This window comes from Exiguobacterium sp. s130, assembly GCF_018619055.1.
Taxonomy (GTDB): Bacteria; Bacillota; Bacilli; order Exiguobacteriales; family Exiguobacteriaceae; genus Exiguobacterium_A.
Window position 1 is genome coordinate 319,468 of record NZ_JACSNI010000002.1, and the last position, 19,611, is coordinate 339,078.

18 protein-coding genes are annotated in these 19,611 nt (G+C 46.2%); 8 read left to right on the forward strand and 10 right to left on the reverse strand.

Annotated elements, in window-relative coordinates; genetic code table 11:
* The first annotated feature begins 108 nt into the window (after window positions 1–108).
* Window positions 109–1,035: a zinc-dependent alcohol dehydrogenase gene (locus HZS85_RS05605; protein WP_214854199.1), complete on the forward strand. Its 927-nt coding sequence runs from the start codon at window positions 109–111 to the stop codon at window positions 1,033–1,035.
* Here the strand turns inward: HZS85_RS05605 and HZS85_RS05610 are convergent.
* Together HZS85_RS05610 and HZS85_RS05615 are read right to left on the reverse strand one after the other, a co-directional pair.
* Window positions 1,017–1,613: a hypothetical protein gene (locus tag HZS85_RS05610; RefSeq protein WP_214854201.1), complete on the reverse strand. Its 597-nt coding sequence runs from the start codon at window positions 1,611–1,613 to the stop codon at window positions 1,017–1,019. The genes HZS85_RS05605 and HZS85_RS05610 overlap by 19 nt on opposite strands.
* Entirely contained in the window at window positions 1,614–2,213 is a 600-nt protein-coding gene (locus tag HZS85_RS05615) for a DUF5694 domain-containing protein (protein WP_214854203.1), read from the reverse strand. It lies immediately after the preceding gene.
* Between the two features lie 241 nt (window positions 2,214–2,454).
* Between HZS85_RS05615 and HZS85_RS05620 the strand changes: the two genes are divergently transcribed.
* The 3 genes from HZS85_RS05620 to HZS85_RS05630 all read left to right on the forward strand — a co-directional run bounded on the left by HZS85_RS05620 (window position 2,455) and on the right by HZS85_RS05630 (window position 3,965).
* Entirely contained in the window at window positions 2,455–2,808 is a 354-nt protein-coding gene (locus HZS85_RS05620; RefSeq protein WP_214854205.1) for a hypothetical protein, read from the forward strand.
* Window positions 2,809–3,111: 303 nt separating this feature from the next.
* The gene (locus HZS85_RS05625) at window positions 3,112–3,579 is read left to right on the forward strand and encodes a helix-turn-helix domain-containing protein (protein WP_214854207.1); all 468 of its coding nucleotides are present in this window, start codon (window positions 3,112–3,114) and stop codon (window positions 3,577–3,579) included.
* A complete protein-coding gene (locus tag HZS85_RS05630; protein WP_214854726.1) occupies window positions 3,525–3,965 on the forward strand; it encodes a GyrI-like domain-containing protein in 441 nt (146 codons plus the stop codon). Before HZS85_RS05625 ends, HZS85_RS05630 begins: the two co-directional genes overlap by 55 nt.
* 83 nt (window positions 3,966–4,048) lie before the next feature.
* Here HZS85_RS05630 and HZS85_RS05635 read toward each other — a convergent pair whose 3' ends face one another.
* Together HZS85_RS05635 and HZS85_RS05640 are read right to left on the reverse strand one after the other, a co-directional pair.
* Window positions 4,049–5,401, reverse strand: a complete 1,353-nt coding sequence (locus tag HZS85_RS05635; RefSeq protein WP_214854209.1) for a phenylacetate--CoA ligase family protein — start codon at window positions 5,399–5,401, stop codon at window positions 4,049–4,051.
* Window positions 5,402–5,649: 248 nt separating this feature from the next.
* Window positions 5,650–6,039 (reverse strand): hypothetical protein, encoded by a 390-nt coding sequence (locus HZS85_RS05640; protein ID WP_214854211.1) that lies wholly within the window; start codon window positions 6,037–6,039, stop codon window positions 5,650–5,652.
* 160 nt (window positions 6,040–6,199) lie between these two features.
* Between HZS85_RS05640 and HZS85_RS05645 the strand changes: the two genes are divergently transcribed.
* Window positions 6,200–7,624: an NAD(P)H-binding protein gene (locus HZS85_RS05645; protein ID WP_214854213.1), complete on the forward strand. Its 1,425-nt coding sequence runs from the start codon at window positions 6,200–6,202 to the stop codon at window positions 7,622–7,624.
* Window positions 7,625–7,745: 121 nt separating this feature from the next.
* On the forward strand, window positions 7,746–11,333 hold the full coding sequence (locus HZS85_RS05650) for a dynamin family protein (RefSeq protein ID WP_214854215.1): 3,588 nt from the start codon (window positions 7,746–7,748) through the stop codon (window positions 11,331–11,333).
* Window positions 11,334–11,393: 60 nt separating this feature from the next.
* Here the strand turns inward: HZS85_RS05650 and HZS85_RS05655 are convergent, their stop codons facing one another.
* From HZS85_RS05655 to HZS85_RS05665, 3 genes are all read right to left on the reverse strand, one after another.
* Window positions 11,394–12,317: a LysR family transcriptional regulator gene (locus tag HZS85_RS05655; protein ID WP_313635514.1), complete on the reverse strand. Its 924-nt coding sequence runs from the start codon at window positions 12,315–12,317 to the stop codon at window positions 11,394–11,396.
* A complete protein-coding gene (corA, locus tag HZS85_RS05660) occupies window positions 12,314–13,264 on the reverse strand; it encodes a magnesium/cobalt transporter CorA (protein ID WP_214854220.1) in 951 nt (316 codons plus the stop codon). Before corA ends, HZS85_RS05655 begins: the two co-directional genes overlap by 4 nt.
* Window positions 13,265–13,749: 485 nt before the next feature.
* Window positions 13,750–14,298 (reverse strand): hypothetical protein, encoded by a 549-nt coding sequence (locus HZS85_RS05665; protein WP_214854222.1) that lies wholly within the window; start codon window positions 14,296–14,298, stop codon window positions 13,750–13,752.
* Window positions 14,299–14,582: 284 nt separating this feature from the next.
* Between HZS85_RS05665 and HZS85_RS05670 the strand changes: the two genes are divergently transcribed.
* A complete protein-coding gene (locus HZS85_RS05670; RefSeq protein ID WP_035407485.1) occupies window positions 14,583–15,701 on the forward strand; it encodes an NAD(P)/FAD-dependent oxidoreductase in 1,119 nt (372 codons plus the stop codon).
* A gap of 39 nt (window positions 15,702–15,740) precedes the next feature.
* On the forward strand, window positions 15,741–16,064 hold the full coding sequence (locus HZS85_RS05675; protein ID WP_056061877.1) for a hypothetical protein: 324 nt from the start codon (window positions 15,741–15,743) through the stop codon (window positions 16,062–16,064).
* Window positions 16,065–16,148: 84 nt separating this feature from the next.
* On the opposite strand, the gene egtD is transcribed toward HZS85_RS05675, so the two are convergent.
* The 3 genes from egtD to guaC all read right to left on the reverse strand — a co-directional run bounded on the left by egtD (window position 16,149) and on the right by guaC (window position 19,493).
* Window positions 16,149–17,105, reverse strand: a complete 957-nt coding sequence (egtD, locus tag HZS85_RS05680) for an L-histidine N(alpha)-methyltransferase (protein WP_214854224.1) — start codon at window positions 17,103–17,105, stop codon at window positions 16,149–16,151.
* A complete protein-coding gene (gene egtB / locus HZS85_RS05685) occupies window positions 17,105–18,385 on the reverse strand; it encodes an ergothioneine biosynthesis protein EgtB (protein ID WP_214854226.1) in 1,281 nt (426 codons plus the stop codon). The genes egtD and egtB overlap by 1 nt, the downstream gene beginning before the upstream one ends.
* Before the next feature lie 124 nt (window positions 18,386–18,509).
* A complete protein-coding gene (gene guaC / locus HZS85_RS05690) occupies window positions 18,510–19,493 on the reverse strand; it encodes a GMP reductase (protein WP_214854228.1) in 984 nt (327 codons plus the stop codon).
* Window positions 19,494–19,611: the final 118 nt, after the last annotated feature.

Sequence of the window (19,611 nt, forward strand, 5' to 3'; positions counted from 1 at the left end):
CCCTTACTTATTCTACCTCATTTCTGGTTTCGAATTGTTATATTTTACAAGTAAAGTGGTATATGCTTGATCCATATGTCATCAATCCAACAATGAAATGAGGTTTACATGTTGAACACTACAACGATTTGCTGTCTTGTGGAGTCAAAGACACCTGGTTATCTTGTTCGGAACCTACCGCCGCTCGGCATCCATGACGTCCACGTCCGCACCCTTGCCGGTGCCATCAGTATCGGTGCCGAACTTCCCCAATGGCTGGAACAAGATATGACTGAAACCGATTATGTCTATCCGCTAGAGACCGGATATGAAAGTTACGGTAAGGTGCTTGCTGTTGGTGACGCCGTCCAAACCGTCAAGCCCGGTGATCGGGTCGTCAGCTTCTATGGTCATCAAGATCAAGCGGTCGTACCTGAGTCGAAGGTCATTCCGGTTCCTGCTCATGTCTCACCACGTGAAGCCTTGCTACTGATTCTATCTTGTGACGCGGCAAAAGGCGTTCGAAAGCTGACATTGACGCCCGACACAAGCGTCTTAGTTTCTGGAATGGGTACGATCGGTTTGCTTACGGTACATTACTTACGGCATTACGTTAACGTTCGCCAGATAGATATCATCGAGCCGCTCGCCTCCCGAGCTGAACTAGCACGTCAATTAGGCGCACACATCGTCACGCCGGATTCAGACACGTATGACGCCGCCATCGAATGTTCCGGACGTCAAGCGGCCTTTGCCGAGCTTCAGTCTGCTGTCCGTCCTCATGGTGCAATCTGCGTCTTATCGGACGGCAACCGGGAAGCCTTGACGTTGACGCCCGCATTTCACGCGAAAGAATTTCAGATCGTTGCATCGAGTGACGGTTGGGACTACCGCAAGCATGCGGACTGGCTCTTTTCCAACGATCGTCACGCGACATTGCCCGCTTTATTCGAACACGAGACTTCGTTTTCGGAGCTTGCCAGTTGCTTCGCTAGCTTAATGAAAACACCAGATCTCCCGATCAAAGTCTTCGCTGATTATGAGCAGACGAGCTGAACACCGTTCGGATCCGTGCCTGCTAGCGATCCGTCGGAAAAGACTGCTTCTTGCAAGACGGTCTTCTCCCCGCGGACGGTTTGAATTTGCGGAACCGGTTGATCGAACAGTTTCGCTAAATCCGCCTCTAATCCTTCGAGCGGCGTCGCTAGGATCAGACGCTCAAGTGTCGTTCCATCCGTATCCGCAATCGCATCTTCATGGATTTGCAGTTCAATCCGTAATCCGTATGGTGTCTGCAAGAACGTCCGACGCTCATTCGGTTGGACTGTAAACGAAAGTGTTTCTGCACGGTCAAGGATCATTTGTAAGTCACCAGGCTGTATCAAAAATCCGATGTGATCGAAGCGAACTATTTTTCCGAATCCGATCGTCACATTGACCCCTCTCCGTTTCATTTCAATGATTCGGAATAAAATTTGATCCGTTCGAAAATCATCCCATGACAGAGGTGGATTAAACGACGAAAATTCTCCGTCTTTCTTCCCAATCCGCTGAGAAACGTGAAACCCGCGTGCCGTGTACCAGGCTTCTGTTTCTTCCAAATGTGGTGTCCAAATATGGTAGTGAAATAGCATTTACATACACTCCTTTTCGTTGTTCCAATCATTCCACGTCATCTCTTCGACTTGGTTCGATTCATTCAAATATTGTCGTAATAACGGGAGGTGCGCAGCACCGTACAAACAGACGATTCGTTCGTTCGCCTGAGCGAGGTGCAGTAAACGATTTGCAATCTTTTGATTACGGACTCGCCAGTAGCGTTCAACCCAAATCCGCCCGCTCTCCAGTCGTTCGATTTGATCATAGACCTCAGCCGACGCCGCAATCGTTTCTTCAGCGTGCAATCGATCGAGCCATTCGGAGAAGGATAACTGCTCCATCGCGTGCTCTAACTGTTCAGTCCGATTCATCTCAGTCGCGACGATCGTCTCAAAGGCTTCCGGATGATGTGAACGGACGATTCCTAAATCCGGTACGCCGGGTACGATCTCGTTCCAATCGACCCCATGGAGATCTGCTACTCCTGCCATCCGGGCTAAGCGAAAGCCGATTTGTTGTCGTTCATTTTCGGTTAAATCGCTCTCGTGTTGATAGGTTTCATATGTATGTTGCAGGTCACTCATGCGTTCAGGAGCCGTCTCAAGAGCAACGCCTGTCGGTCGAAATGCATTCAATCGAGCAACGACTTCTTGAATTTCTCGTTACCTTCTCTCTGACGCGACATCAAAAATTGCTGGACGAATCATGTCACCATTGGTCGGGCGATCGAGATGGAACATGCCCAACAATAAAATCCGAGGTTTCATCTATCTCCCTCCTTTTCCTGATTTTACCTTATACTTGGTAAAGAAAGCGACTTTTACCTATCATGAATTTACATTACTATTCAACGAATACTTATATAAGGAGGTTCCGATGAAAAAGATATTCGTCATTGTGTTCATCGGATTTTTATTCGGATGCAATCAAACCGGTATAGAGGATGAAACAAGTTATGCCATGATCGTCATTGTGAACAATAAAGAATATAACGGAACAGAAGCTGAATTGGACGCATCTAAAAAACAAGGAGAAAAAATTAGTACGATATTAAAGAAAACAAAAGCTCATGAAATGCCCCAAGCGAACAGTCAATCGAATCTCTTTTCAGTCGGGTCCACCATCTATGCTGTTAAAGGAACAGAAGATTTTATCATCGTAAAAGACAAAGAAAATAAAAAATGGCTTTTACAAAAGGGAAGAGATATCGAAAATAATTTGAATGACTGAGGTAATCTAACATACCCTTAAAGTGGTACACCTTTAGAAGTACTAATAACGCGTGTATTTTAAAATATATGTTTAAACGAGGTATGATGAGAAATAATTAGAAGGTGGACAGCTGGTAGAGAAATAGAGGAAAGCGATTGTAGATTACTCTTTGATACCCATGTCCTCGTTACTTTACGATACCTGCTATATCTGACAGGAATAGAACAAAATCAGGGAAGAGTAAACCCTGACAAATTGTGTTTGCCTTGGACAGGTCAGTTGCTCATTGCACCAATATACTAAAGACAAGGAGGTGACAAGATGTGGCTCGAATCCATTCAACGCGTCATCGATTATATCGAGGATCATTTAGAGGAACCGCTTGATCTCAACGTTTTAACAAATGTTGCTCAGATACAGGCATATCCTTTACAACGAACGTTTTCCTTACTTGCGATGATGACCTTACCTGAATACATCCGGGGGCGACGTCTGACGCTTGCTGCACAACATTTGACACAGACGGATGAAAAAATTATCGATCTCGCCTTACGTTTTGGATATGAGACACCGGAAGCTTTCACAAAAGCTTTCAAACGTCAGCATGGTTGTTCCCCGACGTTGATGCGAAGCGAGCGACGTCCGATTCACGCCTATAACCGCCTGAGCATTCAGGTGACCTTGAAGGGACTGGAGCAAATGGATTACCAACTCATCGAACACCGGCTTTACAGATTTCAGGATGGCGAAAACATTTCTCGACGCAAGATGGTGCCCAACAACAACTGATTCCGTTGTTTTGGAATGATGTGAATCATTCTGGTCAAGATGCTACGTTGTTCAAACAAAATGACGGTCAGATTGAAGGTGTGATTGGTGTCTGCTCCAATTTCACCGAAGCATCGATGGATTATTGGATTGCGACGACAACAACGGAAGTCCTACCCGGTCAGGAAACGATGACGATTCCTGCTGGTCTTTGGGCGACGTTTCCGGTCGTCGGTCCAATGCCACACGCCATTCAAGTGATGTGGCAACGTATCTATCAAGAGTGGCTTCCGTCACATGATTATGAACCGTTACTTCATGCAGACCTCGAAGTCTATTCGGCAGGCGATCCATATGCCGCCGATTATCAATCAGCAATTTGGGTCCCGGTTCGTCCGCGATCATAATTCGAACGGTTTACGAGATATTCGAAAAACGAGACACCCCATCTTAGGGGCGTCTCGTTTCTTATATTTTTGCATGAAATATTTCATCCAGCGTATTGTTGTTTAATTAGTAATGTTTTTCCACTGATTTCTTTCGGAATTTCTGGTACAGCGCGCATGACGACATTCAGTTGTCCTTCAAACAATCGATCCAGAACGAAAAAGAGTTTCTTCTCGTGTTCTTTTTCGAAGCACCGTTCATCTGGTACATACAATAACACAATCTCATCCCGCGTCTCTTGAATATATTGCACACGTTCGATACAGTTCGGGAATGCTCGAACGATTCCCGCGAGCTCCCCTTCAAAGACACGGTGTCCATTTCGTAACTGGATGAAACTTCGTCCTCGTCCGTCAATCGAAGCGATGATCGGACCTTGATGACCACAAGGACACGTTTCCTGACTGAACGTCATACGATCGCCGACCCGGTAACGGATGAGCGGTGTACCATGTGTATCGAAGCTCGTCACGAGAATTTCGCCATCCTCATCGCGTTCAATGATTCCCATCTCATAATGTAAATGTTTTTTGCCATACGGACATTCGGCGACGATCGGCGCCCCTTCTGAAGACGCATATTGATCATATATGGGCGCATGGAAAACATCCTCGACAAGTGCTCGCTCATCTGCCGTCATCATCTCAGCCGTCGGAAAAATCGCTTTTGGACGAAACGTGCAAGTCATGCCATATTTTTTAGCATATCGTGCAACTTCGATCATTCCTGAAGGCAAACCATCAATCGATTCCGGCTGAAACCGATTGAGCTGTTCAATATATGCGGCTGCGGTTTTCGGATTGATGTTTTTGATCGAGAACAACATTTGATTGATGACTTTATTCGTCCGCCAATAAACCGGTGCCTTTTGTTGTGGTGAGGCAAGGGTTTGACCGGTAAAACTCGCGCGGCGCATCCCTTGATCGACGCCATGTGTCCATTTGAAAAAGTCGAGATGCGCCATGCGGATTTGCATGTCTTCTTTCGTGTAATGGACTTGAATCGATTTGCCGGTCGTACCGCCCGTTTTCCCGAGAATCGGAGCATGGACGCGCGCATGGACATCCTCATTTTGTTGTCGTAAGATTTCTTTCGTCAAAGGAGGAATTTGTGTTAGTTCGTCAATCGATCGTAGAGGGAGCTCTAACGCAAGAGAGGAAAACAATTCCTGATAATACGGACTATGCGTTCGACAAAAAGAAAGGAAGTCGTTTAATCGATGCAACTGTTCCGCTCGTACATCATTCGGTCGTCCTAACTTCTGCTTCAGTTCTTGTAGGCGTTGTTGATAGGCTGGACCATATCGTTCGTGGAACAGGCGACGTCCTTGTAAAGTCGTCAACAAGTTTTGGATGAAGATCGGTGAGTGAAAGTAGATCGATTCTTTGAGCTGCATGATGTCACTCCTTCCATAGATAAACCACCTTTTACTGATACTTTCATCTTATTTCCAGTCGTCGCCCACCTCAATTAGTTCTTCGTGAATAAACTTAGCTTTTATTTTCAGGACGATTTATTTTATTGAACTCTGATTTACGAACAACTTCTCATCGATTCTTGAACTTACAACTTTTCTTCCATCATAAAAAATCCGACGACGAATCAGGAAGTCTCTTCGTCGATCGGATTCATATACGTGTACCATTACGATTTCGCGACTTTTTGTAACATCTGACATCCGTAAGCCCGCAATTTAATCGCTTCGAGTACGAGCGACATCTGTTGCTCATCCAATCGTTCAATCAGCTCGATGATCGTGATCGTCGTTCGTCCATTATACAATTGGACGATCAAGTGGATGATCGCTTCTAACGCTGGACTTGGATAGGGTTCTGCCAGAAATTCACGATCAAAAAACTCACCACTATCCGGAAAGAAATAATCCGAGAATCGTTCAAGCACTTGTGGCTGTCCTGTTGCGAGATACAGCATCGAGACCATCGCTGCATCTTCTCGTTGTTTCGGCTTTAAGCGTCTCCACAACAGATCGAATCGTCGTTCATGTTCCGCTTGCATGAATTGTATCGTCTGCATGGTTGAAGCCTCCTTTGTTTTTCATTCTTCCTGTTGATTCTTTTCCTTATATTTTTATTCCCTATTCCATCTAACTGAATCATCTCAGCGTATCCTCTTGCGATTGAACTGACACGATTGGGGGTACATTACAACAGATATAAGAGAGGAGTTTACATCCATGCCAACGCGCCTAGCTTTAGCCGGAGCTACCGGTTACATCGGTCATAATCTACTAAACGAACTGAAGAAAAAATATGACGTCATTGCCCTTTCTCGAAACGGCGATGATAAGGACAATGAGGAACGTGTCGAATGGCGATCGTGCGATCTCTTTTCTCTAGACGATACGATTGCTGGTATGAAAGGAGCGGACATCGCTGTCTACCTCGTTCATTCGATGATGCCTTCTGCTAAATTGACACAAGGATCGTTTGAAAACATGGACTTATTGTTAGCCGATAACTTTGCCCGTGCAGCAAAAGAAAATGGTATCCGACAAATCATTTACTTAAGTGGTATCATTCCTGAGGAAACAGAAGATCTATCGCGTCACTTAAAGAGCCGACTCGAGGTCGAACGCGTTCTTGGTGCTTATGGCACACCGGTGACGACGATCCGTGCCGCATTGATTGTCGGTCCAAAAGGCTCATCTTTCCCAATCTTATCGAAGCTCGTCAAACGCCTCCCCGTCATGGCACTCCCACGATGGACACGTAACAAGACACACCCCGTCGCTTTACCGGATGTCATTCATGCACTTGGTGAAAGTGTCGATCGCGATGATGTTAAAGACCGGGCAATCGATATCGGTGGACCGGAAGCGATGACCTATAAAGAGATGATCCTTCGAACTGCTGACATCATGGGAAAACGACAACCGACCATCGATATTCCTTTATTGACCGTTAAATTATCCCGCCTTTGGGTGACACTCGTGTCCGGAGAACCAAAAGAAACCGTCTATCCACTCGTTGAAAGCATGGTCCATGAGATGGTCGCAGATCCTGAAAAAATGGTTCCCGGCATCAGTGACGGCAAAATCACATTCGAACAATCAGTCCGAGATGCGTTAAAAGAGGAGGAGGAACAAAAAGGATCTTCTTCCTCGTCGTCTTCGACACCAGACGTCCTTGACGTCCGATCGGTACAACGTGTTCTTTTGCCAAAGGATCGCGATGCCGACTGGGCAGCTGACGATTATATGAACTGGTTGTCATCATTTGCCCGCCCCTTCCTATCGTCAACCGTGAAAGATCAAGTCGTTGGAATCCACATTCCGTTTTACGAACAACCGCTGCTTGAATTGACGAAGGAACCGGTTCACGATCGACAAATGGCGACATACCGGATTACCGGCGGATTGTTCGCAAAAGTCGAGCAAGACAGCCGTGGCCGGATTGAATTCCGGCAAATTCCCGGTACGCAGGAATGTATCATCGCCATCCATGAATTCGTCCCTGCGCTACCGTGGATACTCTACAAGGCAACACAGGCGAATGTTCACCTGCTCGTCATGTATCTCTTCAAATTACACTTGTTGCGCCGGATTCATTCGACGGAACAAGAATCGACACGCGCGGACGAAATCGTTCCGTCATCTTGATCCCGATTAAAACGATCCGCCTCTTCCTTGGCGGATCGTTTTTTGTCGCTTGCAGAAGGATGACGAAACTAAAAAAATCGTGATACACTGAACGATGACTGAAAGAAAGGGGTTTCATTGCATGCGCTCATTTGAGGAACGATTATCGAACCAACTCGAAGCGACAGCTTCACTCGCCACGTTGATTCAACCTTCAACGGATCAACTCCGTTTAGATAAACTAGATAAATTCGCTATGAAACTATTGAAACGAGAGTTCACGATTGCTTTCGCTGGTCATTTCTCGGCTGGAAAGTCAAGCATGATCAACGCCTTGACGGGTGAATCGGTCTTACCGACAAGTCCGATTCCGACGAGTGCGAACATCGTAACACTTCAGCAAGGGGACACTGATTCAGCGATCGTTCACTTTCACGAACAGCCTTCTGTTCGTCTGACAGCAACAGAGCAAGAGGAGCATCTTAAAACACTTGGGAAGAGTGGTGATGTCCGTCAAATCGATTTGACGCATGCTGCGTCCAATCTGCCTCCTGGTCTCGTCTTGATGGATACACCAGGCGTCGACTCGGTCGATGATGCCCACCGTGTATCAACGGAATCCGCCCTTCACTTGGCTGACATCTTGTTTTACGTCATGGACTACAATCATGTTCAATCTGAATTGAACTTCATGGTGACGAATGAATTACAAGCTGCCGTACCGGAACTATATTTAATCGTCAATCAAATCGATAAACATCGTGAAGATGAACTATCATTCGACGTCTTCCGCCGCTCGGTCCATGCATCTTTCGCTGAACATGGTGTCGCGCCGAAAGGGATCTTCTTTACGAGCCTGCGGAAACCAGATCATCCGTATAACGATTTCATGGAAGTCGAACAGCTCGTCAAACAAAGCATTCGTGATGCTCAACCGAAGTTGTTGGCTTCTGCCGCTTTAACGCTTGAAAGTCTTCATCAAGAGCATACACGTTATCTCACACGTCTCGTCTCAGAAGCCCACGAGACGATGGCTGAACAATTGAATGACGCTGAACGACGTGATCCAGAGACGATCGAAACCGAATTAGCCCACGTTTCGCAACAATTAGAAGCACGTCAGCCGGACCGCTGGGTACAGACGTTTTCGTTGCATCGAGATCAACTATTGAAAAATGCGACATTGATGCCGTTCGAATTACGCGAGAAGATGCGCCGTTTCCTCGAGTCACGCCAACGCGACTTCAAGGTCGGATTGTTCCGAAGTACAAAAAAAACGGAAGCGGCTCAAGCAGAGATTGCACAAGATGTGTTGCGTGCCTATCAGACGGTGACCGCTTCCGAGATTTCGCTCCATTTACGTAACTTGATGAAACAATCGTTACGCGACCTTGGTCTCCTGCAGGATATGCATATCGTCGCGATCGATCAGCTTTCACTCGCCCCGCCGCTTTCCGTACTCGAGAGTGCCCTGCCGACTGGCATTACGATCACGGGTGAATCGGTGCTCCAGTTCACGAATCGTGTCGCCGAACAGACACAAGCTTGGTTCGTCAAGCAAACGAATGCATGGCGTGAGCTTATTCGTCAAGAGTTGACGACAACTTTCCCGAAACAGCAATCTGAGCTATTGCAACAACAGACGTCACTACAGCATAAATGGAATAGCGTTCAAGCATGGCAACAAGCTACCGTAGCACTCGAACGATATGAGCATGGCGTTGCTAGTCCATCCGACCAACAACTCGAACAGGCTCGGACGCAAGTTTCAATCTGGGAGGAGCAATTGATTCAGCAAGAAGCGGCAATCGTCTCCTTTACCGGGTATGAATCGGTGACAAAAACTACTGCGTTTGAAATTGCGACGACGATCAGTGAGCAACAAGCCGTCCGTTATGCACCGGAAGACGTCGCTCGAATCCGTCATCATCTGAATGGTCTACAGGGCTTTGAAGAAGCCGTCGCTTATTTGAATGACAAATTGGACCGACTGACACACCAATCGTTCACGATTGCCTTATTCGGTGCCTTCAGTGCCGGAAAATCATCGTTTTGCAATGCTTTGCTCGGAGAGAAGGTCCTCCCCGTCTCTCCGAACCCAACGACCGCGTCCATCAACCGGATTCATCCCGTTGACACTGCACACCCACACGGCGTGGCAGAAGTCACATTCAAGTCGGAAGCAGCGATGCTTGAAGACTTAAATGAAGCGATGGTCGCAACGATGACGTTCGAGTCAACGAAACAGGCATACGATACGCTCTTACCACGTGCCGCATCGCTGACGGATCCGTTCTTGCATGCCTTCTTGACAGGATTCCCAACCGTTCAATCATTCATCGGTACCGTCCAGACGGTCGATCAAGAAGCTTTTAAACAATATGTCGCACAGGAAGAGCGAAGCTGTTTCGTCGATGTCATCGACTTCTATTATGATAGTCCCTTAACTCGTCTCGGCGTGACACTCGTTGATACACCAGGAGCGGATTCAATCAATGCCCGTCATACCGATGTCGCCTTCGATTACATCAAAAATGCGGATGCAATCTTGTTCGTCACGTACTTCAATCATGCCTTTGCTCGCGCTGACCGTGAATTCTTGATTCAACTTGGTCGTGTCAAAGATGCATTCGAACTCGATAAGATGTTCTTCCTCGTCAATGCGATTGATCTCGCTGCGTCAGAAAGCGAACGTCAAGATGTCTTGAACTATGTCGCTACGGAACTGCAACGCTTCGGGATTCGGTCGCCCCGACTGTATGGAGTCTCGAGCTTACAAGGTCTCACGGAAAAGCAACAAGAGCGATCGGATTCAACTTCCGGTTTACCTGAATTCGAGGAGGCATTCCATCACTTCCTAGCGGAGGATCTGACCGGTCTCGCCAAAGTATCGTTGTCTGAGCAGACGGAAAAGACCGTCCAGCGACTCGAACGATTTATCGCTGCGACTGAAGCGAATCTGTTGCGAAAAGAAGAACGGTTGGCTGAGCTGTCTGCTTTAGAACAGCAGGTCACCGATCGTTTCGAGGACAATCGTGCTACTTTGATCGAACCTGCACTCAAAGCAGAGATTCATGAACTGTTGCACCATGTCGTACAACGCATTTATTACCGTTTCCCTGACTTCTTCAAAGAAGCCTATAATCCCGTTCGTTTTGCTCAGACGAGTAAAGGGGTAGCACTACAAGAAGCCTTGACGGAACTGTTGACATTCCTCCGGTTCGACTTTGAGCAGGAGCTCCGGGTCACGCATTTCCGCGTCGACCAATGGCTCGAAGCGGCCTTAGTCCGTCGTCAGCAAGAGGAGCAACAGTTGCTTGAGCAATGGAACGAATCCTTCCAGCTGGCGCCTGTCACGGTCTCTCGGTTGAACGAAATGTCGTTCGACGGACCCTTCGAGGATGCAACCCCTTATATTGGTGTCAAACGCCACTTCCGGAATGCGAAAGCCTTCTTTGAGAAGAATGAGAAAGAACAACTGAAGGAAGAACTGGCGACGTTAACTAAACAAGAAGCACTCGCATACACTACTGCTCAAGAAGAGCGTTTGCTGACAGTCGCGACGGCACATCTTGATGTCTCTTTAACATCCCTTTCAGAGCACCTGTTACGTCAAGCACTCGAACAACTCGAGAGTGAACGTGCGACGTTACAGGCACAAGAGACACTGACACCTTATAAACAAGCTGCCGCAAAGATTCGCAATCTGACGCAGCACGTCACGTCATGAAACATGATCAATCCATACAAAAGACCGGAGCGCGACGCGTTCCGGTCTTTTGTATTTTCTTCACCGCACAGGCGTTGGCCAGAACGATTGAAAATAGTGGACGATGTATTGATGGACGTGCCGGACGACTGGGCGTAATTCTGTCCCGACAAGTCGGTTCAACGAGACATCCCATAACATCGGCGGCTCGAACGGGATGATTTTAATGTCATCCGCATGATGAAACCGCAGAATCGGTTCCGGTAGGATCGAGATGACGTCGAGTTCTTGAACCATCCCGATCAACAAGTCCCATGCACCAGACATGAAGAAGATATTCGGTTCTTGCTGCACTTTGCGAAACTCCGATAGTATTTGATGATGTAACATGAATCGATCATTTAAGATGACGAGTGGTTCATTTCCGATATCACTATAAGATAGAGCTTCTTTTGCTTGAAACGGATGATTTGGGCGAACGGCAACGACGACTTCATCTTCAATCAATCGAAAACGTTCAATGCCATAGGATTCACCTGGTTCGATCAAAATGGCCAAATCGAGTTCTTCAAGTAGCAGTCGACGTTTGAGTTCAAACGCCCCTTCTTCGATGATTTCGAGTTCAATCCCAGGATGTTCCGCCATGAACTTCGGGATTAACTGTGAAAATAACACAGGGAGAATGACAGGAGGGATTCCGAGACGGACTTTCCCTCGGACGACGTTTGAGCGTTCGCGCAGATGCCCCATCAATGCTTGATGACGTGTCAGAACGATCTTCGCATCTTCATACAATTGACGTCCCGTTTCCGATAACCCTGTCAACCGTCCGTGCTTTCGAATGAATAATTCCACTTGCTCCAGCTGTTCGAAGTCGCGAATCATCTGACTAAGCGCCGGTTGCGAAATCGACAAGTGTTTCGAAGCACGCGTTAAGTTATAGCCTTGCTCGACAATTGTCGTAAAAAAAGTAACTGTCGAATATCCACTTACATCTCTCCTTATTCATCAAACCAACGATTTTTTTTGAAGAACAGAATCATCCCTAAAGCAAGGAGTCCCATTGCCCCTAACGTCACGAAATAACCATACCGGGTGGTCAGTTCTGGCATATGTTCAAAATTCATGCCATATATACCAGCGATGAACGTCAACGGCATGAAAATCGTCGTAAAGATCGTTAACGTCTTCATGATGCTATTCATCCGGTACGAGTTGAGGGAAATGAAGTTATCCCGAAACTCAGATGTCATCAATCGGTTGTATTCAATCATTTCGGATAACTTTAGTAAATGATCATACAAATCGCGAAAGAATGCTTGCTTCTTCGGATGAATCGATAACCGCTTCGATTCGACGACCCGATACAATAAGTCCCGCATCGGCATGACCGTCCGTGAGATTCGAAGTAACTGCGCTCTTAGTTCGAAAATTTCTTCCATCAACCGACGATCGTTTCCGCGTGATCGATAGCGTTCCTCAAGCGAAAACAATTCATCTTCTGTCGCATGGACGATCGGAAAATAACCGTCGACGATCTTATCCATGATTTTATGTACGAGATCGACCGTTTCTTGTGTGTGTAGGCAATGACTGTATTGTTCAAACACGACGTCAATTTCCGGCGAGGATTGCTCATGGTAGCTAACAAGATGCCGATCACTTGCGAACAAATTGATCTCTCGACTCATCAACGTTCCTTCATCAAGTGCATGAAGGACAAAAAAACTATGATCCGCATAATACTCGAGCTTCGGACGTTGTAAATAATGAAAACAGTCTTCAATCGCCAGTGGATGAAAATCAAAAACCTCAATCAATTTTTGCTTCTCTGCGTCTGTCGGTTGATCGAAATCAACGAAATAACGTTTGATGCCCGACTCCTGTATCCGACTTACATCATCGGTCAAAATGATTGTGTCATCCGCATCGATCAGTATACAACGAATCAACTTTTTCTCCCCCTTTTCCTATGTAAGCGTACTATATTTTTTCGTATGCAACAAAAAAAGGATTCCCTCGAAGAGAAATCCTTTCAGATTGTAGACAAATGAACTGACTCAAAGAATGACACACCTTTTCACGCCCTTTCCTCAGGCGAGATACAAGCCAGTTTTCCCGCTCCATTCGAGCAGGAAAACGGGTCTTGTTTGTCTCTGACAGCGCAAAATCGCACTTTTTCCTGTAGGAGTGGCGTGTAATGCGTCATTTTTTATATCCGGAAGAAGGACCGAGAAGCATTTTGTTCACTCGACATCGCTTCCTAGAGAAAAACAAGCAAGAGCGACCCTGCAGCGAAGCGAAGCGGCGCGATGCTTGTCCCAGGAAAACGATGCGAGTCGAACAAAAAAAGCGCAATCCTTCTCGTTAGAGAACAATTGCACTTGTCTTCAGTCTCAAAAGATTTCCCCGAAGAGAAATCCGTTTCATATAGCAATCAACCATGTTCAATATAAAATCCGCTCCAATAAACCTGACGATACGTAAACTCTTTTCCACTCTTCGTCGTCACAAGCATTTCATCTTCTGCCATGACGGCGATTTTAATGGGTACTTCACCGTGATCCGTCAAATAATTGAGGATCTCAAGATGCCGATTCAACCAAAGACGACGGCGGAACCAACGAAAACGACTGAATGCCGCACTGAAGTGGAGTAAGGCAAGCGCAAGGATAATTAAAGCAAACGGAAGTGGAATATCGAACAATGCAATCAAATATACATCTGCGATCAGCAAGGATAACGAGAGACCCATTTCCGTCATCTCCATGAAAGATGCTTTATAGGTCGCAAAGTAGGTCATCACACGAAATAGGAAAATGACCGTGAGGTACGGTACGAAATACATTTGAAACACATGGTCCGTGCCACTGTTGACGAACATGAGCAGTGGCAGGAAGAATAGCAATTTCCAGATTAGGATGGCGGAATAAAATAAAGTATGATCCGTGTAGCGTTTGCGTACGATGGCTTGACTCATATTCATTGCCTTCCCCTCCTTCATGATGGACCGTTTCAAAGTCAATGATGACAGGACATGATGCCTATAAGGGTATGTTTCCAAATTCAACTGTTTCTAATCATCTAATTCACAGTTTATAGAAATTGTATATTTAGTATACGTGATTGGTTTCGAAAAAGTTCACTTTCCCCATCATTTCCCATTATTCGATGTGCTACCGATCCGATTCTCACTCTTGCTAGTCGCCCAGATCTTCTACTGCTACAATATAAGATATTCCAATTGAATAGAATCGAGTTGAATTTTTCATGTACACCCATATCATTGTCGGTGCCGGAATTCTTGGTGCCTCGACAGCTTATCATTTATCAAAGGCTGGTGAACGCGTCTTACTCGTCGATCGGAAGGAACCCGGTCGCGCCTCCCATGCGGCAGCCGGCATCATCTGTCCATGGATGACACAACGACGCAATAAGGCATGGTACAAATTAGCGAATAACGGTGCTCATTTTTACAAGACATTGATTCCTGAACTCGAAGCACTCGGCGAGACGAGCACAGGTTATCAGCAAGTTGGAGCGATTGCCTTACACGAAACATCAAAAATCGATAAGATGGAGACGATTGCGCAAAACCGCTTTCCAGAAGCCCCTGCCATCGAACGGATCGAACGACTCGATCAAGAACGTGTCAAAACGCTGTTTCCGCTCGTTGAACAGATCGAAGATGCCTTATTCGTCTCTGGCGGTGCACGTGTTGATGGACGTGCCTTATGTGCCGCTATGATCCGTGGGGCTGTCGAACACGGTGCGACTGTACTAGAAGGAGATGCTTCTCTTGTCGTAGACAAAGGAGTCGTCACCGGTATAACCATGGAAAACGAACAGTACTCGGCAGACCACTTCATTTTAACGGCAGGCGTTTGGTTGAATGACCTTCTTCGGCCGCTTGACCTTAAAATCGATTTGCACCCAGAGAAGGGACAAATCCTACAACTCGACTTGACGGATTCTACATCAACGACGTGGCCTGTCGTCATGGGACAACGCGGATTGTACCTGGTTTCGATCCACGAAAAGAAACTGATCGTCGGTTCGACACATGAGAAACAGACCGATTACAACTTAAAGCCGACCGTCAAAGGAATGCATGCTTTATTGAATCGTGCTTTACCTGTCTTACCAAGTCTCGAGGAAACGACAATTGATGAACTCCGAATCGGCTTACGTCCCTATACAAAAAACTCGTTACCAGTAATCGGACCGCTTCAAAATCATCCAAACGTGTTCTTAGCAAACGGACTCGGCGCATCCGGTTTGACGATTGGACCTTATCTCGGTAGCCAATTAGCGAAGCTTGCAAATCATCAAACGCTTGATATCGAATGGCAGACCTATGAGCCGACATACGTCTCTTTCGACTCCTAACTCACTTTATGCTTTTTGAAAGGAAGTACGTCATTGTCCATGAAACCAGTAGTTTCACTTGAATTATTTGATGCTTTAGATATTCGTGTCGGTACGATCCAGTCGATTTCGAATCGCACGGATGGCTCAATTCAGCTTGAGCTACAATTCGACGGATTTACACGTTCTTTTTCACTCGCTTGGGATTCACTACGACCTGATGTCCACGAGCTGCTTGGAAAACAAGCGATTGCTGTACTCAACGTACCTGGTCGTACGCCAGAAGAGTCCGGACGAGTACTTGAGATTGGGCGTTCAGAGCAATGGATGCCGATTCTCGTCGTGCCGGAACATCCGATTCCAGAAGGTGCACGGATCGAATAAGACACTTTAATCTATGAAAAACACTCCCCAGTCATGCTTTTAACGGAAGCTTACGTGTAGGAGTGTTTTTTAGTTATGACGCCGTTACATTTTTTCTAAATAATGCACGCTAAATCGTTTGTCATCATCAATCCAGCAATTGACCGGATGAAAACCACTTTGACGAGCGAGTGTCTCAAACTCTTCTTTACTGTATTTATAAGAGTTCTCCGTATGAACCGTCTCCCCCTGTTTAAACGGAACTGTCACGTCTCCGACTTGTACTAATTGATCAAGTTGACTCCGAAGATGCATTTCGATTCGTCCTTTTTCTTCATTATAAAAAGCATGATGTTTAAATCGGGTCACATCAAACGTTCCATCGAGCATCTGGTTCAAGTGCGTCAACATGTTCAAATTGAATGCTGCCGTGATACCGGCTGCATCGTTATAAGCACGTTCAAGGACATCGGTCGATTTTTTTAGATCAACGCCGATCAAGAATCCATCTCCACTTTCAAGGATCCGCGATGAATGACGTAAAAAGTGCATCGCTTCCTCCGGTTCAAAGTTCCCGATCGTCGAACCTGGGAAAAAGATGACCCGTTTTTGAGACTCCTCTACCGGTAAGGAAATGGCTTGTGAATAATCACCACAAACAGCTTTAATATGCAATGCAGGATACCGCTCCGATAATTGACGAGCAGATTCCATCAAAAAGTCTTTTGAGATGTCGATCGGCATGTACGTATCCAAGTGCGTAAACGTCTCAAGCAACATCTGGATTTTACGACTGCTTCCACTTCCATATTCGATCAGCGTATGCACATCCCCAATACTCTGAGCGATTTCCGCTCGGTGTTGCTCCAAGATAGCAAGTTCCGTTCTTGTCGGATAATATTCCGGTTGTTGCGTGATCTGCTCGAACAACTGGGAGCCGATATGATCATAAAAGTATTTCGCCGGTAAGACTTTTTGTTCGCGCATCAGACCTTCGATGACTTCTAAACGCATGTTTTGTTGCGGCGTATATAAATCGTACCCAATGACCGTCTCGCGCATCACATATCACCCGCCAATCGGAAGCCACCAAATAACCAGCGTTTATCGGGTGGGAAGAAGTTTCGGTACGTCTCGCGAATATGATCGTCAGGCGTCACGCACGCTCCTCCACGTAGTACCATTTGATTACACATGAACTTCGCATTGTACTCTCCAAGTGCTCCCTCGAGTGGTTTACTGCCTGGGTACGAACTATAAGGACTTGATGTCCATTCCCAGACGTTACCGAACATGCTCGCAAGTGTCGTCTCTGACTCTTTGACTACGACTGGATGAAACGTACCGTTTCCCATCATGTTGCGCTTCGTAACGGAATCGACTTGACGAGAAGCCCATTCCCATTCCGCTTCTGTCGGCAAACGCTTCTCTTTAAAACGGCTGTAAGCATCCGCCTCATAAAAGCTAACGTGACAGACTGGTTCGTCGAGCCGTAATGGTTCGACGCCATTCATCGTAAAGATCGTCCATTCTCCCGCGTCATCCTTCATCCAATATAATGGCGCTTTCCAGCCTTCTTTTTGAACCGTCGCAAAGCCATCAGATAACCAATACTCTGACTTTTCATAGCCACCTGCTTCAATAAATGCCAGATACTCCCCGTTCGTGACAGGACGTGTCGCGAGTTCAAACGGATGCAGCCACGTTTTATGGCGCGGACTCTCGTTATCAAACGCAAAACCGTCTCCTGTATGACCAATCTCGACGAGTCCTTCCTCAAATGGGATAAAGGATGTTTCCATGAGTGCATTTTCAGGCACGTCCTGTTCTAACGACTTTGACTGATAGGCAGGTAATAACGGATTCGTGAAAAAGTTATACTTCACGTCCATCAAAATCAATTCCTGATGTTGTTGTTCGTGTTGTAGTCCCATCTCGACCAATGCTTCGATTTTTCGTTGATCTTCTGGAATCCGTTCTTCTTTCAAGAACTCGATCATTTGTCCATCGACATATGCCCTGTAAGCGATGATGTCCTCGACGGTCGGACGTGACAACATTCCCCGTTGTTGACGAGGTTGATAAGGTCCGATTGAATTGTAGTACGAGTTAAACAAATAATTGTATTTCGGATGGAAGACTTGATAGTTTTCACTATATTCCTGTAGTATCATCCGTTCAAAAAACCAAGTCGTATGAGCAATGTGCCATTTTGGCGGACTCACGTCTGAACTAGCTTGAATGATGAAATCCTCTGCTTCGAGCGGTTCGATTAAGGCGATCGTTTGGTTGCGAACGGTTGCGAATTTTTCAATTAAGTACGATGTCGTTTCAAATAGCATGTCAATCACTCCCTATCCAAAATATTCCGAATCTTTTGATCCATTTGACTTATACCCCTCCTATGGAAGAGTTATGCTAAGGAAACAAAAAAAGTCCGCTCTGTTAAGAGCGGATTCATCATACTTAAAATACTTTATCACCGTTGAAGATCGAGTTTTTGACGACAACGTAGTCGACCGTCCGAATCGCCTTCAATTTATTTCCACCAGCGTAGGAGATCGCTGATTGCAAATCTTGCTCCATTTCAATCAATGTATCTGCTAGACTTCCTTTATGCTCGACGAACATCTTTTTCCCTTCAACATTCTTGCGTTCGCCTTTTTGGAACTCAGAAGCAGAACCGAAATATTCCTTGACGAGCACCCCGTCCACTTCATGTGTCTCACCAGGCGATTCTTCATGCCCTGCGAAAAGTGAACCGATCATGACCATCGAAGCACCGAACCGAACCGACTTCGCGATATCCCCATGCGTCCGAATACCACCATCGGCGATAATCGGTTTGCTTGCTGCCTTCGCACACCAACGAAGTGCTGCGAGTTGCCAACCACCTGTACCGAACCCTGTTTTAATTTTCGTGATACAAACTTTACCTGGTCCAATCCCGACTTTTGTTGCGTCTGCTCCTGCGTTCTCAAGTTCGCGTACCGCTTCCGGTGTACCGACGTTTCCAGCAATAACGAAACTTGTTGGCAAAAGCGACTTGATGTGGCGAATCATCTGAATGACTGCTTCCGAATGACCGTGTGCGATATCAATTGTGATGTATTCAGGAGTTAGCCCCTCTGTCGCGAGCTGTTCAATCAGCTGATATTCTTCTTCCTTGACACCCACGCTAATCGAAGCGAACAGTTGACGCTCTTGCATCATACGAACGAACGCCAGGCGACGTGCCGGTTCGAATCGATGCATGATATAGAAATAATCGCCTTCAGCTAAGAACGAAGCAATCGATTCATCAATGATCGTTTGCATGTTTGCGGGTACGACCGGAAGCTTGAAACGACGACCGCCGAACTCGACTGACGTATCACATTCCGAACGACTACCAACGATTGATTTTGCTGGAATTAATTGAATATCTTCATAATCGAATACTACATCCATGAATAACACCTCTAATAACGAATATTTTTTGTATATCGGCGATAATCTTTCGCCCCTTGACCACTATAACGAACTGTTATCATGGTGTCAAAGAAATTTTCGCGTTTTTAAGGTTTTT

Bases quoted from the DNA above. Each gene is read 5' to 3' on its own strand.
- HZS85_RS05605 (WP_214854199.1), top strand. From the start codon at position 109: ATGTTGAACACTACAACGATTTGCTGTCTTGTGGAGTCAAAGACACCT.
- HZS85_RS05610 (WP_214854201.1), bottom strand. From the start codon at position 1,613: ATGCTATTTCACTACCATATTTGGACACCACATTTGGAAGAAACAGAA.
- HZS85_RS05620 (WP_214854205.1), top strand. From the start codon at position 2,455: ATGAAAAAGATATTCGTCATTGTGTTCATCGGATTTTTATTCGGATGC.
- HZS85_RS05625 (WP_214854207.1), top strand. From the start codon at position 3,112: ATGTGGCTCGAATCCATTCAACGCGTCATCGATTATATCGAGGATCAT.
- HZS85_RS05635 (WP_214854209.1), bottom strand. From the start codon at position 5,401: ATGCAGCTCAAAGAATCGATCTACTTTCACTCACCGATCTTCATCCAA.
- HZS85_RS05640 (WP_214854211.1), bottom strand. From the start codon at position 6,039: ATGCAGACGATACAATTCATGCAAGCGGAACATGAACGACGATTCGAT.
- HZS85_RS05645 (WP_214854213.1), top strand. From the start codon at position 6,200: ATGCCAACGCGCCTAGCTTTAGCCGGAGCTACCGGTTACATCGGTCAT.
- HZS85_RS05650 (WP_214854215.1), top strand. From the start codon at position 7,746: ATGCGCTCATTTGAGGAACGATTATCGAACCAACTCGAAGCGACAGCT.
- HZS85_RS05665 (WP_214854222.1), bottom strand. From the start codon at position 14,298: ATGAATATGAGTCAAGCCATCGTACGCAAACGCTACACGGATCATACT.
- HZS85_RS05670 (WP_035407485.1), top strand. From the start codon at position 14,583: ATGTACACCCATATCATTGTCGGTGCCGGAATTCTTGGTGCCTCGACA.
- HZS85_RS05675 (WP_056061877.1), top strand. From the start codon at position 15,741: ATGAAACCAGTAGTTTCACTTGAATTATTTGATGCTTTAGATATTCGT.
- egtD (WP_214854224.1), bottom strand. From the start codon at position 17,105: ATGCGCGAGACGGTCATTGGGTACGATTTATATACGCCGCAACAAAAC.
- egtB (WP_214854226.1), bottom strand. From the start codon at position 18,385: ATGCTATTTGAAACGACATCGTACTTAATTGAAAAATTCGCAACCGTT.
- guaC (WP_214854228.1), bottom strand. From the start codon at position 19,493: ATGGATGTAGTATTCGATTATGAAGATATTCAATTAATTCCAGCAAAA.